This window comes from Corynebacterium sp. HMSC074C11 (assembly GCF_001809455.1).
Classification (GTDB): domain Bacteria; phylum Actinomycetota; class Actinomycetes; order Mycobacteriales; family Mycobacteriaceae; genus Corynebacterium; species Corynebacterium amycolatum.
The window spans coordinates 82,902-99,300 of record NZ_KV797727.1 but is presented as its reverse complement, the minus strand read 5'-3'; the positions used below and the strand labels follow the sequence as shown (position 1 = coordinate 99,300).

At 67.8% G+C, this 16,399-nt stretch carries 9 protein-coding genes; all 9 read left to right on the top strand.

Going from position 1 to position 16,399, the window contains the following annotated elements:
• Window positions 1–109: 109 nt before the first annotated feature.
• The 9 genes from HMPREF2614_RS03230 to HMPREF2614_RS03190 all read left to right on the top strand — a co-directional run bounded on the left by HMPREF2614_RS03230 (window position 110) and on the right by HMPREF2614_RS03190 (window position 16,191).
• Window positions 110–1,882 carry an AMP-binding protein gene (locus tag HMPREF2614_RS03230; RefSeq protein WP_070560118.1) on the top strand — a complete coding sequence of 591 codons (1,773 nt, stop codon included), beginning with the start codon at window positions 110–112 and terminating at the stop codon, window positions 1,880–1,882.
• Between the two features lie 10 nt (window positions 1,883–1,892).
• Window positions 1,893–8,225 carry a non-ribosomal peptide synthetase gene (locus HMPREF2614_RS03225; protein WP_070560193.1) on the top strand — a complete coding sequence of 2,111 codons (6,333 nt, stop codon included), beginning with the start codon at window positions 1,893–1,895 and terminating at the stop codon, window positions 8,223–8,225.
• Entirely contained in the window at window positions 8,218–9,396 is a 1,179-nt protein-coding gene (locus HMPREF2614_RS03220) for a saccharopine dehydrogenase family protein (RefSeq protein WP_038626236.1), read from the top strand. The genes HMPREF2614_RS03225 and HMPREF2614_RS03220 overlap by 8 nt, the downstream gene beginning before the upstream one ends.
• Window positions 9,393–10,412, top strand: coding sequence for an ABC transporter ATP-binding protein (locus tag HMPREF2614_RS03215; protein WP_038626234.1), 1,020 nt, complete (start codon window positions 9,393–9,395; stop codon window positions 10,410–10,412). Before HMPREF2614_RS03220 ends, HMPREF2614_RS03215 begins: the two co-directional genes overlap by 4 nt.
• Window positions 10,409–11,161: an ABC transporter permease gene (locus HMPREF2614_RS03210; RefSeq protein WP_038626232.1), complete on the top strand. Its 753-nt coding sequence runs from the start codon at window positions 10,409–10,411 to the stop codon at window positions 11,159–11,161. The genes HMPREF2614_RS03215 and HMPREF2614_RS03210 overlap by 4 nt, the downstream gene beginning before the upstream one ends.
• Window positions 11,158–11,895: an ABC transporter permease gene (locus HMPREF2614_RS03205; protein ID WP_038626230.1), complete on the top strand. Its 738-nt coding sequence runs from the start codon at window positions 11,158–11,160 to the stop codon at window positions 11,893–11,895. The genes HMPREF2614_RS03210 and HMPREF2614_RS03205 overlap by 4 nt, the downstream gene beginning before the upstream one ends.
• Before the next feature lie 107 nt (window positions 11,896–12,002).
• Window positions 12,003–12,686: an SAM-dependent methyltransferase gene (locus HMPREF2614_RS03200; protein WP_070560192.1), complete on the top strand. Its 684-nt coding sequence runs from the start codon at window positions 12,003–12,005 to the stop codon at window positions 12,684–12,686.
• Entirely contained in the window at window positions 12,683–14,461 is a 1,779-nt protein-coding gene (locus tag HMPREF2614_RS03195) for an ABC transporter ATP-binding protein (RefSeq protein ID WP_070560116.1), read from the top strand. Before HMPREF2614_RS03200 ends, HMPREF2614_RS03195 begins: the two co-directional genes overlap by 4 nt.
• On the top strand, window positions 14,458–16,191 hold the full coding sequence (locus tag HMPREF2614_RS03190; protein ID WP_038626225.1) for an ABC transporter ATP-binding protein: 1,734 nt from the start codon (window positions 14,458–14,460) through the stop codon (window positions 16,189–16,191). Before HMPREF2614_RS03195 ends, HMPREF2614_RS03190 begins: the two co-directional genes overlap by 4 nt.
• Window positions 16,192–16,399: the final 208 nt, after the last annotated feature.

Below are 16,399 nucleotides of genomic sequence, written 5' to 3'. Positions count from 1 at the left end.
CACCCAGTTGCTTCACCCTTTCAACCCTTCAGACACATCCTCCGGGTCACGCCATGCGGGCCCGGTCCGCCCGGCACCGGCATGGCGCCGACAACCGAAAGAGGTACCAATGAACACGATCCGGACCATCAGCGACGTGCTTCGGGACAAGGCCGATGAGACGAAAAAGGGGATCACCTTCGTCGAGAATCGGCGGGACGTCTTCGTCCCGTATGGCCGGGTCCATGCGGAGGCGGTGGCGGCTGCGACTCGGTTGGCCGAAGCCGGCATCGGCCCCGGCGATCGCGTGATCTTCCAGGTTTCGGAGAACCGCGGGCTCATCCGGGCGTTCTGGGGCTGCGTCTACGCCGGCGCGGTTCCGGCGCTTGCGCCGCCGGTGTCGGGCCCGGTTGACGTCGACAGGGTGCGGACGCTCTCGGACATGATGCCCGGGGCCCCGATCCTGGTCGACGAACGCAGTCACACGCTGCTCACCGGCGCAAACGGTGCCGTGGTCGTGGGCGAGGACCGGCTGCTCGACGTGTCCATCGTCAATGACGCTGCCGCGGAACCGGGTGCGGCGATGCCGGGTGATGCTGAATCGGACTTCTCTCAGGCGGGGGACGTGGATTCCGGGGATGGCGCCGGGGCGGTCCCCGCGTTCCCGGTGCGAGGTGGGACGGCCGGCGAAGCCCTCATCCAGTTTTCGTCCGGCTCCACGGGATCGCCAAAAGGCGTCATCGTAACCAACGAGTCCGTGCTGAACGGTCTGCGCGCGACGATCCCACGCCACGCGCACCGGTACGAGAACAAGATGCTCACGTGGCTACCTTTGACCCACAACCTTTCGCTGATCGGCTTCCACGTCTACGCCCTTTTTCGTGGGTACGACCAGGTGTTGCTGCCGGTTTCCGAGGTGGTCGCCGATCCCCCGAGGTGGTTCGAGGCCGTGACCAGGCACCGGCCGACGGTGACAGTGTGCCCGAACTTCGCGTTCAAGCATTTCCTGCGCCATCTCGAGCGCCGGCCCCTCGGGGATGACCACGGTTACGACTTCTCCAACGTCCAGAAGCTGATGAGCGGTTCTGAACCCATCGACGCTCCATTGGCCCGGAAGTTCCTCGCGGCGATGTCCGCCATGGGCCTCCGGGAGGATGCCCTGACCTCCGCCTACGGAATGTCCGAAGCTTGCCTGCTGGTCACGACCCGGGACATCTACTCAGGTCTGTCCACGGTGCGACTTGACCGGACGGGCATCGCCACGGGGCAGCGTTTCGAGGACATCGAGAGCGAGTCCGGAGCTGAGTTCGTCGCCTTGGGCAAGGCCGTCCCGGGGATCTCGTTGACCATCCGCGATGACGGGGGCGGGGTCCTCGGCGACGGCACCGTCGGTGAAATCCACATCGCCGGCGCTCCGATGACCCGCGCCGCGATCACAGCAGAGGGGATCGTGGAGCACGAGCTCACCGATGACGGGGCGTTCGCAACGGGGGACATGGGCATTCTCCGTGACGGCGAGTTGTTCGTCCTCGGCCGGAAGAAGGACATCATCTTCGTCAACGGCCGGAATTACTATTCGGCTGATTTGGAAGCCGTGCTGGAGAATGCGCTTGACCGCGATGTTGCCGTTCTCGGCCGGAGCAACCCAGCCACGGGCGAAGAGGAGATCGCCGTGTTCTTGGCCAGGCGGACCCCGACCGATCGTAAGGCCGACGATGCGACCGGTGCCGGGCAATCGGACGGGGATGAACCTCCGATTGATGAACAGGCGGTGACCCGGTCCGCGACGACCGAGCTGATGCGCGTCGCCGGGGTGCCCGTCTCCCGGGTTCTGTGGGTCGACGAGCTGCCCGTCGCGTCGAACGGCAAGAAGCTCCGCCGCAAGCTCGAGGCTCTGCTCTGAGGCGATGACGATGACCAATGAAACGATCGCGCCGGCCGTCGCATCTACCGCCGTGGGAGAAGCCCGCACCGGGGCCCGAGTCGCCCCCGAAAGGCTGTCGGAGTCCATCGCCGACGCCATCGGCGTGCACCTGGATTCGGCGGACGTGAAACTCCGCGACCACATCCCGAACTCCCTGACTTTCCTCCAGATGCTGCTGGCGCTGGAGGACGAGTACGGGGTCACCATCGATTACGGGGCGATGGACCCCGGGGTCACGGTCGCTGATTTGGCGGCCGTCATCGACGCCGCCCGGGGTGGCGCTGATGCCGGATCTGCCGCAGGCGCCGCTGCCGGGGCCGACCCCGCTGTAGCGACGGGTGAGTCAGATGACGGCTGTGCCGGCAAAAATGGGGCCGATCCCGCGGATGCGGTCCCGCTCAATCCAATCCAGACCGCCTACCTGCTCGGCGCGGACGAGGACATCGAGCTTGGCGGCCAAGCGACGTACATTTACGCGGAATCCCGGCACGACTATTCGTTGCCGCAGGTGGAGGAGGCCGTGCGGACGGTCTTCGGGCGTCACGACGTGCTGTTCCATCGGCTCGATGTCGATGCCGGGGTCTTGAGCCCGACCGGCGCGTGCCTCGCCACCGTCGAGGTAGTCGGGTCCGGCGACGATGTCGACGCGGCGGTGGGGGAGATCCGTCGGGACATGCGAACCGCGGCGCGATCGTCGAACGAGGACGGTCCCATGGTCGCCGCGAGGCTGCTCGCAGATGCGGGCGGGTGCAGGATGTTCATCTACTTCAACATGATCGTCATGGATGCGGGTTCGGTGTACCTGTTCTTCGACGAGCTCGAATCCCTGCTGGCCGGGGAGCCGCCGGCTCCGGCTTCCAGATATGGGGATGCCCTGGCGGCAATCTCTGCGCGCCGGCGCGACGGGAAACGAGCCGAGGACCTCGCCTATTGGGAGAAGAAGGCCGCAGATCTGCCGCGGCGCCCGGAGTTCCCGGCGGCCGTGAGGGGTGACGACGATTGGTCGACCCGGCGCTTGGGCACGGTGCTCGACGCGGAGATCACCGCCAAGCTCGGCGAACGGGCCCGCCGCATTGGAGTTACCCTGTCGTCGCTGGTAATGGCCGTCAACGCCGCCGTCGTCTGCAGGTGGCTGCCCGAATCGGCGTTGACGGTCAACGTGACTGTCAGCGAACGCAGCGGCCTCGCCGCGGGCACGAGGGTGATGGGAGATTTCACTTCATCGATGCTCGTCGGCGTCGACGCCGGGAGAGCCGCGACCATCGACGGGTTGGCGGAGGCGATCGACCTGGACATTCGCGAAGGGCTGTCTCACCGCGGCGTTTCCGGTGTGGAGGTGCTACAGCGATTCCTCCGGGATGCGGCCAATCAGACCCAGGCCACTGCTCCGGTGGTGTTCACCAGCTACCTCGGCGGCGAGCGGGGCAGTGGGCGCAGCCCAGTCATCGAACGCATCTACACGCAAACCGCGCAGGTGTGCCTCGACATCCAAGTGATGCCGGCATCGGGCGGGATGACGTTGTCGTGGGACGTGGTCGACGATTACTTCCCTGCGGTAGATGCGATGTTCGGGGCCGTTGCGGAGGCCCTGGACGTGGTGGCGGAGGGGGGAGAGGCTCTGCCCATCCGTCATGCGGAGACGGAGGGGGCCGTCGCCCGCTACAACGACGCTGCGGGCCCGATCCACGATGACACCCTGGTTTCGCTTGTCGAAGCCGCATACGCGGCGACTCCGGACGCGCCGGCCGTGCGCCTCGCCGCCCGGGGCATCTCGTACACCTACGCCGAGGTCTGGGCCCGGGCCGGACGCATCGCCCGCCATCTCTCAGATTCCGGCGTCGGGGCGGGGGACGCGGTAATCGTGCGCTACACCAAGCATCCCGACGACATCGTCAACATGGTCGGCGCATTGCGTGCGGGAGCCGCATTCGTGCCCGTCGACGCGGGCATGCCGGCCCAGCGACAGGAATACGTCGTGGAAGCCTCAGGTGCGTCGGGCCCGATTCTGGACACCGGCGTGATCGATGAACTGAACCAAAGCGGAGTGGCGGGCGTCGGCAAGCCCGCAGCCGCGGAAGTCTGCGACCGCGCGGGCAGCGCGGGTGCGCACCCTTCGCTTGGCACTGCCCCTGACGACCTTGCCTACGTCATCTTCACCTCGGGGACGACGGGCCGACCAAAGGGTGTGCGGATCAGTCACCGCAACTGCATCAACACCATCCTCGACGTGAACCGGCGGTATGGGGTCACCTCCGCCGATTGCATCATCGGATTGTCGTCGCTGGGATTCGACCTGTCGGTCTACGACGTGTTCGGGGCGTTTGCGGCAGGCGCGACGGTGACGATGGTCGGAGACGAGCGCGACGCCGATGAAATCCTCGACGTCTTGCGGGAAGAGCGGGTCACGCTGTGGAACTCCGCGCCCGCCCTTTTGGAGCTCGCCCTGGTCCGGACGTCGGACGACGACGTGTTCCCGGATGTGCGCACCGTATTGCTTAGCGGCGATCGCATCGCAGCGGGGCTTCCGGCGCGCGCCATGGACATGTTCCCGAACGCGTCGATCAATAGCCTCGGCGGTGCGACCGAAGGAAGCATTTGGTCCATCTACTGCCCGCTGCAACGCGACAGCCTGGAAAACCGCATTCCCTACGGGTACCCGCTGGCGAACCAGGGCATTCACGTGCTCGCGCCCGACGGGGTGCATTGCCCCGTCGGCGTGCCGGGGGAAATCCACATCAGCGGTCTCGGCGTCGCGCAGGGGTATGCGGCCGATCCAGAGCGGACCGCTGCCGCCTTCGTGGATGTCCCAGGCATCGGGCGCTGCTACCGGACCGGAGACGTGGGCATCTTCAACGCGGAGGGTTTCGTGGAATTTCTCGGCCGCCGCGATCGTCAGGTGAAAATCGCGGGCTTCCGCGTCGAACTCGGAGAAATCGAATCGGTCCTCGAGCGGTCCGGCCTGGTGACCGCGTCGATGGCGGCGGTCGTCGAATCGGGCGGTCGGGGACTCCTGGCGTGCCTTTACGTTCCGGCGGACGACATGACCGGCTCGCGGGATGTCGTCCGGGCCGAGCTCGCCCGCTGCTTGCCAGCGTACATGGTACCGACGGTCCTGCTGCCCGTGGCGCACCTGCCCGTCACCGTCAACGGGAAACTGGATCAGGAGGAAATTCGTAGGCACGTCGGCGCCGCGGGCGGCGGGGCAACGGCCGATGGCGAGGTCGCCGGGGCGGAGGCCGGAGCCGCGGGCGCGGCTGGTTCCGTCGCCGTCCCCGGGGCGATCGAGTTGGTGTCCGGAGTCTTCGACGAGATCCTCGGGGAAGCCCCGTCGACGAGTGCGGCGGATCCGGCATGCGGCGCGGGAGAGTCCTTCTTCCGCCGCGGCGGCGATTCCCTGCAATTCCAGGTTATGATGCGCGCGATCCGGCAGAAGACGGGCGTCCGGCTCCGTTTCCGCGACGTCATCGCCGACCCGACCATCGCGCACATCGCCGGCCTTGTCTCGGAGGCCATGCGGGAGTCCGGTGCCGAGTCTGAAGCCGTCGCCGAGGCAGTGTCTTCCCTCGATTGTGCCGGCGGTGCCGGTTCAGTCGCAGGAGGCGTCCGAGAATCCTCCGCGAGTGCCCACGGGAAGGATCCGGTGGAACAATTCGGGGACGACCCCCACGCGCCGTTCCCCCTGACCGACATGCAGAAGGCCTACTACGTCGGCCGGAACTCCGGGTTCGAGCTGGGCGGCGTCACCGAGCACTACTACATCGAATCCGTCACCGAACCCGGTACCGACATCGACCGCCTGGAGGACGCCCTCGACAACCTCATCCGCAGGCATCCGATGCTGCGCGTCGTGTTCACCGCACAAGCCACGCAGCGGATCCTGCCGGAGGTTCCGCGCTACCGCATTGCCGTCGCCGACTACCGGGCCGCCGATGAGGCGACCGTGGTCGAGGCGGTGCGGCGCAAGCGCGATGAGCTGAGCCACCAGGTATTCGATCTGGGCAGCTGGCCCTTGTTCCATCTGTCGGCGTTCGCGCTCCCGGACGGGCGGCACCGCCTGTTCTTCAGCGTGGACATGATCATCGGAGACGGGGCGAGCCAACGGATTTTCATCGACGACCTGGACAAGCTGTACCGGGGAACGGAGCTTCCGCCCGTCACCGGCGACTACCGCACGTACGTCTTGGAGATGAAGCGCCGGGAGGCTTCGGCGGTCGGGCGCGGCGATGAGACGTTGACTCGGACGGTGGTCGAGGACTTCCCGCCCGGCAACACCCTTCCATCAATCGGTGCGGCCGCGGACGTGGATGTGCCGCGGATGCGTCGCCTGTCGCACACGTTCACCGCTGAGGAAACCGCACTGTTGCGGGAACGGGCCAGCGCCGCCGACGGCAGCGTGTCCGCACTGCTTCTCGCCTGCTATGCGACGAGCCTGTCGCTGTGGTCGAGGGGGGATTCGGTCGGCATCAACATCACCACGTACAACCGTGATCCCGAAATCGCCGACTTCGCCGGCGTCTTCGGTGATTTCACCGGCGTCATTCTGATGCCGGTGAAAGCGGCCGCCGACTATGACCTCCGTTGGTGGACGGCGGAACTGCGCGACCGGCTGCTCGGGCACATGGCGGCCGGGTACTCCGGGGTGTCGTTGCTCGGCGCCATCGCGCGCCACCGGGGTCTGCCCGTCGGACAGGCCATCGCGCCGTTCGTGTACACCTCGTTGCTGTTCGGCGAGGGTTCCGCGGCAGGCGATGGCTCGGGCAGGGGTGCCCACGTCCTGGGTGACGTCGATTACGCCATCTCCCAGACCCCGCAGGTGCTGTTGGACAACCAAGTGATGGAGGTTGGCGGGCGTATCAACGTCGCCTGGGATTTCGTCGAGCAGATCCTGGAACCGGAACTGGTGGAGGACATCTTCGACCACTACATCAGGTCGGTGTCGGGCTTCGCCGGGGGCTGCCCCGAAGCGGCGCCGCTGAGCGTCGGCCAGGTTCGGCGCCTGCGCCTGGCGGTCGGGGGCACTTCTTCCAGCGGTGGGGCGATCGGCGACGGCGTCGCGGGCGCGTCATCGGCGGAGCGCGACAGGTCGGGCGCGATCTCGAGGATCGCATCCGGGGAACTGATGGGCCGAGTTCGCGAATACCTGACGGTCATCACCGGGATGGTCCGGGCCGACCTAGGCGGCGCCGAAGCCGGCGCGGACGACGACCTGTTCCTCCTCGGCTACGACTCCCTGGGATTCGTGAATCTGATGCAGCGGATCCAGGACATCACCGGGGCATCGGTGCCGCTCGCGGAAGCGCTGGCCAAGCCGACGCCACGTGGCGTGGCCGAGCTCGTCGGCCAGTCGACGGCCACGCCGACCGACCGGCGGGACGCGGATGATCCCGGCGCGTCGGCCGCGGACCGTTCGCTGGTCCTATTGCGCAGCGGCGATGAGGCGCACCCGATCTTCCTCGTCCACGGCGGATTCGGCACCGTCGACATCTACCGAGACCTGGCCCTCGCGATCCCCGGTGGCGGGCAGGTGTGGGGCGTCGGCTTCGCGGAGTTCGAGAGACCATTCCCCCACGCCATCGGCATCGGCGACATCGCGGCCCACTACTCGGGCCGGGTCCGCGAGGTGCTCGTCGACGGTGCCGCCCCGGCGATCGTCGGATGGAGCCTCGGCGGCACCATCGCGGCCGAGATGGTGCTCCGTTTGGCCGATCTTGATCCCGCGCTGGTGTTTCTCGACAGCCTGGCTCCGGGGATCGCGGTCGACGTCGGGGATTTCGGCGCGGAATCCGAAAAGGGGCTGCTGTCCCGGGTGGTGCCCTCGATCGCCGATCTCCCGCACGGAACGCCGGTTGCCCGCCTCTGGGCGGAGTTCGGCGGGGTCGATGAGACCGACGAGGAACGGGGGGCCCGTCTGCGTGCCCTGGCCGCAGCAGTCGCACCGACGCTCCTGGAGGACCTTGGGCTTTCCGGCGACCGGGTGACGGCGACGGAGTTCAACTCGCTGCGCTCGCTCATCGATGCCCGCACCCGGTACCGGCCCGAGGGTCGGGTGAGGGAGGCGCTGTTCGTTCTCCCCGATGACGGCGAGGCTCACAACCACGACCAGTGGCGGGACCACCTCGTCGATGACCTCTGCGTCGCCGGCGTCGCGGGAAACCACTATTCGTTCGTCCTCGGAGAGGATGCCGCGCTGACCGGGGCCCTCATCGGGGAGTACATCGAACGCCGGCGCCGAGCGCCGGAAACGGACGACAGGGCAGCGGACCCGTCGTCCGAAGGAATCGACCGGTCGCGGGACCGGGGAAACGAGATGGAAAATGACTGACCGACGAAACGGCGGGGAAGCACGGGACCGCGACGCGGGCGAACCCGTGAAAGTGCTGGTGGCCGGAGGTACCGGCGTCACCGGACGGCTCGTCCGGGGGATGCTCGGCGTCGTCGACGGGATTGAGCTGGCCTACACTTCCCGGCAGAAGCCAGACGATGGCCCGGGGCGGCACTTCCCGCTGAGGATCGCCGCCGGCCACAACGAGATCTGCAGGGTCTTCCGCAAACACGATTGGGTGGTCAACTGCACCGGCCCGTTCGAGGTGCACGCAGACTCACTCGCCCGTGCTTGCATCGACTCAGGCACCGGGTACATCGACGTCAACGATTCGATCGACGCCCGCCGCGCGATCATGGCCCTCGACGGGGATGCCCGGCGGGAGGGGGTTCCCGTGCTCACCGGGTTCGGTCTGTGCCCGGGCTTGTCGACGGCCCTGTTGGTGCTCGGGGCCCGCGCCGCGGGCGCCGAAGAGGTCCGCGATGTGCGGGTCGATCTGCGAATCGGCGCCGACCAGGAATCCGGGGCCGCGGCGGTCGAGTCAATGTTCCGGACTATCCGCGGCGGATACCGCACGATGCTCGGCGGCACCATCGTCGAGGTGCGGCGCAACCCGGTGTCGTCGCAAAGCGGAATCAGCTACGAATGCCCGGACATCGACGTCGTACGCGAGGTGTGCCCCTCGATCCGTGGATATTCCTACCACGTCGCCTTCGATGCCCTCCCCGATGAGTCGGTGGAGAAAATCCGCACGTCGAGACTGTACTCGATGCCCGTTGTCTCCGGTCTGCTCGCCCGTCTCGGGGCGGCCGTGACATCGCGGAAGGCGCGGGCGAAGGGCACTCCGCAACCCGCCGAGCTGGTCGTCGCACTGTCGTCCGCCGGCGCGGGCGATGCGGGCCCGGCGGCCGAGACGACCGTCGTCCGGGCGACCGGCCCGGGTTCCTACAAAATGACCGCGGCGATTGCTGCCGCCACCGTTGTGGCGGTCGCGGGGAAGCCGGTCGCGCCGGGGTGCCGGGATCTCGTCGGCCACCCCCGGCTCCTCGAACCGGTCCTCGCCTTCGCCCGCGATGCGGGCATCCATATCGAGGTGCCGCATGACAACCCGACCACGGGGCCGCTGCCGACAGCGGCCCACTGCGATACCAAAGAAAAGGGGAAACGATGACGGATCAAGCTGAACGAGGTGCGGCGATCGTCGTACGCGACCTCACGAAGAGCTACCCGATTGCGGGCAAAGCGGGCACCCCGCCCGAAGGCGGGCGCAAGGGAAAGCGCGGTGCCCGGATGCGCAAGCATGTGCTCGACGGCGTGAGTTTCACCGTGCCCGCCGGGGCGATCGTGTCGTTCCTCGGTCACAACGGCGCAGGCAAGACCACCCTCATCCGAATCCTGTCGACGCTCATCACCGCCGACTCCGGCGAGGTGAGCATCTTCTCGCGCGATGTGAAAGAGAACCCGGCGGGCGTGCGCGCTGACATTGCCACCACCGGCCAATTCGCGGCGATCGACGAGAACCTCACCGGCCGGGAGAACCTGGAGTTCTTCGGGCGGCTGCGCGGACTCGACCGCGCCGCCGCGGCCGCCCGCGCGACGGAACTGCTCGCGCAATTCTCGCTCGCAGACAGTGCCTCGACGCTGGCGTCGGCCTATTCGGGTGGCATGCGGCGCCGCCTCGACATCGCCGCGTCGCTGTGCGTCGTGCCCAGGCTGCTGTTCCTCGACGAACCCACGACGGGGCTGGATCCGGTCAGCCGCGAAGAGCTGTGGGGCTTCATCCGGCAGCTGCGAGACGACGGAATGACCCTGGTGCTGACCACCCAGTACCTGGAAGAGGCGGAGGCGCTGGCCGACCACGTCCATCTGCTCAAGGATCGCCGCATCGTCGCCAGCGGAACGCCGGAGGAATTGCGCCGCGACTTCGGGTCGCACGTGCTCCGCGTGTCCTTTGCCACCACCGCCGAGGCGGAGGCGTTCGCCCGCTGCCTCGGAGGAACGTGCCTGGACGGCGCCCGCGTCGCGGGGAAGTCGGTGTCCCTCGACGTCGACCCCGGACCGCGGGTCCTCGAGGCGGTGGCGCAGGCGATGGAGGCCTCGGAAGCGTTGCCGGATTCGCTGAGCGTGTCGCCGCCCACCCTCAACGAGGTATTCATATCGATGAACGCAGGGGGTGCGGCGCGATGAGTGCGACGTCGGTCGCGGCGTTTCTCCGTCGGGATCTGCTGCTGTTGCGACGCAACACCGCGTCGCTGATTTCCATGTTCGTAGTTCCGCCCCTCTTTCTGCTGTGCCTGTACGCGGTGTTTGGGTACTCGGCGGGGCAATCCGGCTTCGGGTACCTGCGTTTCGTGCTCGGCGGCTGCCTGTTCCAGGCGGCGATGTTCACCGCCGCGGCGTCGGCGATGGCGGTGGGACAGGACGTCGAATCCGGGCTCGTTGACCGCGTGCGCGTGTTGCCCGGGGCCACAGGCGGCTATGTCGCCGGCAGGCTCGTCACCGATGTGCTGCGGATGTCCGCGTCGATCGCGGCGCTGCTGGTCGTCGCGTGGGCCTGCGGCCTCGACATGGCTGTCGGTGACGTCGCGTGGACTGTCCTGTGGTCGCTGTTCGCCGCGGCGGTCCTGTCCCTGGTCACGGACGGGGTGATCCTGATGGTGCCCGCCCCGGTGTCGACGGCCTCATCGATCCAGGCGCTGGAAATGCTGCTGCTCATGTTCTCCACTGCGTTCATTCCGGCGACCGCTTTGGACGGCTCCCTGCGCGACGTCGTACGTCACATGCCGTTTTCGCCGATCATCGAGGTGATCAGGGCGGCGTCCCCGGATGCCTTCCCGGATAGTGCCGGGGAAGAGGCAGCCCTGTGGCTCGGTGTCGCGGCGGTCGCCGGAATCGTCCTGTTCATCCGCCGGTTCACCTCGAGGAGCGAATCATGATCGGCCCCATCTTCGTGCATCTGCGGCGCATTGCCCACATTTGGCTGCGGCGCCCCGACTTCTGGTTCATGACGTTCATTGCTCCGCTCGTGTACCTGTTCATCGTCAACCGCATGTTCGGTGGCCTGGTCAGGCAGCTCACCGGAGAGTTCGAACTCCCGAACGCGGTCATCCTGGTCGTGACGACGTGGGCGTTCATCTTGGCCATCACGGGATCGTCCACTGTGTTCGTTGAACGCAGCAATGGCCTCCACGAGCGGTTGATCACCATGCCGGCGCCGTACGCGGCCGTGCCGGCCGCACGGATCATCGCCGAGTTCATCCGGATCATGGCGATGTCGGTCGTCGTCGTGGCGGTGGCCGCCTTGCTTTCCGACAGCCCCCCTGAGGCGTCCTGGTGGTGGAGGATCGCGGTGACCGGCGCGATGGTTGCCGCGGCGGCCGCATGCACCGGCACGTACATCGCGTTCTCCATCACCAGCCCCCAGGGCTCCGTGGCCCTCATCCCGTTAATCATCGTTGCGATGTTCGTCAACACGGTGCTCATGCCCGCCGACCACTTCCGTCCTCTCCTGCGCGGAATCGCCGGGCACACCCCCGTATCCGCGGCCGGCGAGGCCGTCAACGGCAACGGGGCTGCGGGTCTGGTGGTCTGCGCGGCCTGGTTCTTAGGCATCGCCGTGCTTGCGGCGTGGGGCATCGCCGTGAAAACGAGGCCGGGGGAGTCTGCATGACGGGCACGTCCACGGGGGCATCGCCGCCGACGATGGCCCGCGAACCCGAGCACCTAACCCGAAACCGCCGCGTGGACGCGGCCCACACACCCCGGAGACAGAACCAGATGAAGTCGATTGCCCAGATCGTCCAGAACAACCGCAGACTCCTCGCGGCCTACGAGGACAAGGTCCAGCCGAGGTTCCTCAGCCGCTATGCGCGTGAACCGATGGACGCCGCCGCCATGTATCGGAAGCTCCGTGCGCTGGATCCCGGGCCGGATGCACCGGCCCGGGTTCTCGACCTCGGTTGCGGAACCGGGTGGCTCGCCCGCATGCTCGCCGCCGAGCCTCGCTATCGCAGGGCGAACATCGTCGGCTACGACCTGTCGCCCAATGCGATTCGCATCGCCCGCGAACGCGCCGCCGTCGAAGGGCTCGGGGCCCGGACGGAATTCCACGTCGCCGACGTCCTTGCGCCGCTCGCGGGAGAGCCCGGCAGGACCGATGAAATCTGGGTGTGCGGCGCGCTCCACCAAATGAAGGATGCGGGTGCCGCGCTCGGCAGGGTCGCCGGGCTGCTCGCCGACGGCGGCATCGCTTACGTGCAGACGTTCGCCGAGGATCCCGACGTGAACGAGCGGGTCGACATGGCCGTCATGGCGAAGATGGGCCACCGGGTGTTCCGGGGCAGCGAGCTCGAGGACCTCGCCGAAGCCAACGGGCTGAAGCTGGGCGGAGCCTCACACGCCGGCATGGTGTACTTCTGCACTCTCACGAAGAAAAGCGCGATCGGGGAGGCGGGCAAGTGAGCGCCGTGGACGGGACCGTAGGCCCGTGGTCGCTGCTCGCCCCGATCCGGACTCGGATGCGTGCGGTGGTCGCGTTATCCGTCCTGTCGTCGGTGGCTACCGTTGCTTCGCTGGTCGGCATCATCGACATCGCGATGACGTACCCGGAGGCCCCGGAGCATCGGACGTGGTTGGCCGTGGCTGTCATCGTCGTCGCCGCAACGGTGCGCATGGCCGCGGACGGCGCCGCCGGCATGCTCTCGCACCGGGCGGATAACGACCTGCAGCTCCACCTCCGGCGCCGGCTGGTCGCCCAAATCCGGAAGTTGCCGCTGGGCTGGCTGGACGCCCGGCGCTCGTCGGGAATCATCGGGTCGGTTGAGAAGGACGTCGCGGCTGTCCACCAGCTCATGGGCCACACCGTCGGTGAGACCGTGGTGGCGGTGCTGGTTCCCCTGCTTTCCCTCATCGCGCTCGTCGCGGTGGATTGGCGGATTGCGGCGGTGGCGGTCGTCCCGGTGCTGGTCACCTTCGCCCTGATGGGCGTAATGATGTCGCGTGGCGCCGGCCTTCAGCGCGACTACGAGCGAGCCTCCGAAGGAGTGACGGCCGCGGTCATCGAGTTGGTGCGCGGCATCCCGGTGATGAAGTCCTTCGGACGCGCCAACCAGGGCTCGGGCCGCTACGATGCCGCGGCGTCGTCGTTCGTCCGCGCGTGGTCCGCCTGGTCTCGGCAGTCGAACGTCTATCTTGGGCTCATCGACGTGGTGACGTCTCCGATCACGGTCCTCGCAGTGGTGTGCGGCGCCGGCCTCGCTCTGAGGGACGCCGCGGGCGGCACACCGGAGGGCCTCGTCGCCGGGCTGGTTCTCGGCCTTGGATTCTCCGCGGCGATCGTGCGGGTGGCCATGAACTCCGAACCCATCATCGCGGGGATCGCGGCCCTGAAATCCATCGCGGAGGTGCTGGGCACGCCGCCGATCGCCGAGCCCGCCGATCCGGTGCCCGTGCGCGGGGGCGCGCTCGAGGTCCGGAACCTGGTCTTCTCCTACGGGGATGGGCCGCGGGTCCTCGATGGGATGTCCGCGACGTTCGAACCGGGGACCCTCACGGCGTTGGTGGGGTCCTCCGGTTCCGGAAAGTCCACCGTCGCCCGGTTGTTGGCGCGTTTCCACGACCCCGTCGAAGGCTCGGTGCTGCTGGGCGGCGTCGATCTCCGCGACATCGCCGTGCGCGACGTGCACCGCTCGGTGTCGGTGGTGTTCCAAGATCCGCAGTTGCTCACGCTGCCGTTGCGGGAGAACATCCGGCTGGCCAAGAGAGACGCCACCGACGGCGACATCATGGCGGCCGCGAAGCTCGCGAACCTCGATGCGGTCATCGAGGCGCTGCCGAAGCGCCTGGATTCGGTGGTCAACGTCGACGTGACCTTTTCCGGTGGCGAGGCGCAGCGCGTGGCCATCGCGAGGTCGATCGTCACGGACGCGCCGGTGCTCATCTTCGACGAGGCAACCGCTTACGCGGATCCGGCTTCCGAGGCCCTCATCCAGTCCGCAATCGAGCGTTTGGCCCGTTCGCGGACGGTGATTGTGATCGCGCACAGGTTGAGCACGATCCGCAACGCCGACCGCATCCTCGTTCTCGATGGGGGAGCGGTCGCGGAGGCGGGTACCCACGACGAGTTGCTTGCGCGCGGTGGCCGCTACCGGGATTTGTGGCGCGCGTTCGCGCTCGACGACGAACCATCCGCCCCGCGGGGCATTGAATCAGACGATGAAAAGGCGGGGAACCGATGATTCGGGACTTGTGGTCGATGACGGATCGGCGCTCGAGAATGACGCTGGCGTGGCTCATTGCGTTGGCCGCGCTTGCCGCGCTGGCCCAGGGAGCGGCGTTCGTCGCGCTGCTGCCGCTGCTGTCGGCTCTGGCCGAGGGAGATGATGCGACGGCGTGGCGTTTCACCGGCGTCATCGCCGGCCTCGCGGCCGCCCATGCGGTGCTGTCTCTCGCCGCGGGGACGGTCGGCAGGGCGAATTCCGCAGCGGTGCTGTCGTCCCTGCTGCGTTCCCTGGGCGAACGCGTGCTGACGTTGCCACTCGGGTACGTCACCAAGTCCACGGCCGGCCGCTTTTCGGAGATGGCGTCGTCGGGTATCGCGTTTGCGGCGTCCGTGCCGCACGTGATCCTGCGGCCCGTCATCGCCGCGGTGGTTGCGCCGACCGTCATCGCCTTCGGAATTCTGGCGGTGGATTGGCGCGTCGGTTTGGTTCTCGTCGCGTCGGCGCCGGTGATCTTCTTCGCCTACCGGGCCATTGGCCGGGTCGGCGGGGAGTCGGACGAAGCGCATGCTGACGCCGTCGCTGCCGTCTCCGGCAGGCTGATCGAGTTCACCCGCTGCCAGCAGGCGATTCGCGCCGCGAGCGACGGTTCGGCGGCGGACGCGATGGTGGATGAGGCGATCCGGGCCCAACACGATGCGTTCGCGAAGGCGACGTCGACGCAGGGGGCGGCCATCGGACGGTTGAGTTCGGTCGTCCATGCGGTGTTCACGGCGGCGGTAATCGTCGCCGTGGCAGTCGCCGCGACGGGCGGGATGGCGCCGGCGCATTTGGCGCCAATGCTCATCGTGGTCGTCCAGTTCACCGGACCGATCACCACGGCGGGAGCGTTGTCCGGCGGTTTCGGTGCGGGCCGCAACACGTTGGCTGCGTTGCGTGATCTGCGGGCAATCCCCGCCCTTCCCGAACCTGCCGCACCGGAGCCGCCCGACGGGCATGACGTGGAGTTCCGCGGCGTGAGCTTCGGGTACGGGGATAAGAAGGTTCTCGACGGCGTCAGCTTCCGTGCACCTCAGGGAGCGCTGGTTGCCGTAGTGGGACCGTCGGGGGCGGGCAAGACGACGGTCATGCGGCTGCTGTCGCGTTTTCATGATCCGGACTCGGGGGAGATCCTCATCGGCGGGGTGCCCTTGCCTCGAATCGGCACAGACGGCGTGAACTCGCTGGTGACCCCGGTGTTCCAGGAGACGTTCCTTTTCGACGCGTCCGTGCGGGACAACGTGGTCTTCGCCGACCCCGAATTCGGTTCCGGGCCCGGTGACGGGGACCGCTTGCGCGAGGCCGCCCGGCGTTCCGGGGTGGACCGCATCGTGGAGCTGCTGCCTTCCGGGTGGGATACCCCGGTGGGGGAGGAGGGGACGCTGCTGTCGGGAGGCGAGCGGCAGCGCCTCGCCATCGCCCGGGCGCTTCTGAAGGATTCCCCGGTGGTGCTTCTCGACGAGCCGACGTCCTCGCTGGATGCGGCCACTGAGCGGGCGATCGTCGGCACGATGGAGGCGTTGCGCGGCGATCACACCGTGATCGTCGTCGCCCATCGCCTGCACACCGTCCGCGATGCCGACCTCATCGTCGTGCTTTCAGAGGACGGGACGGTCGCAGAACGGGGTACGCACGATGAATTGCTGGCGAAGGGCGGTCGCTACGCCGAGTCGTGGGCGTGCCGGACGGGGAGCTCCCCGGGCGCCTGATCCTCATCACCTGGTCGATGCCCTCACGGGCGCCCTGCCGCAGCTTCCCGAATCCCACCGCCAGACGCTCGGTGGACAGAGCGAAACCGCCGACGAAAACGCCGAGCAGCACGAACACCGACGAGCTGTAAAGACTGAAGCTCCCGGGAACGCGAAAATAGCCCCCTTTTCTCATCCCAGTGAAAGTTGGGAGGGAAGGGGGGGGGGG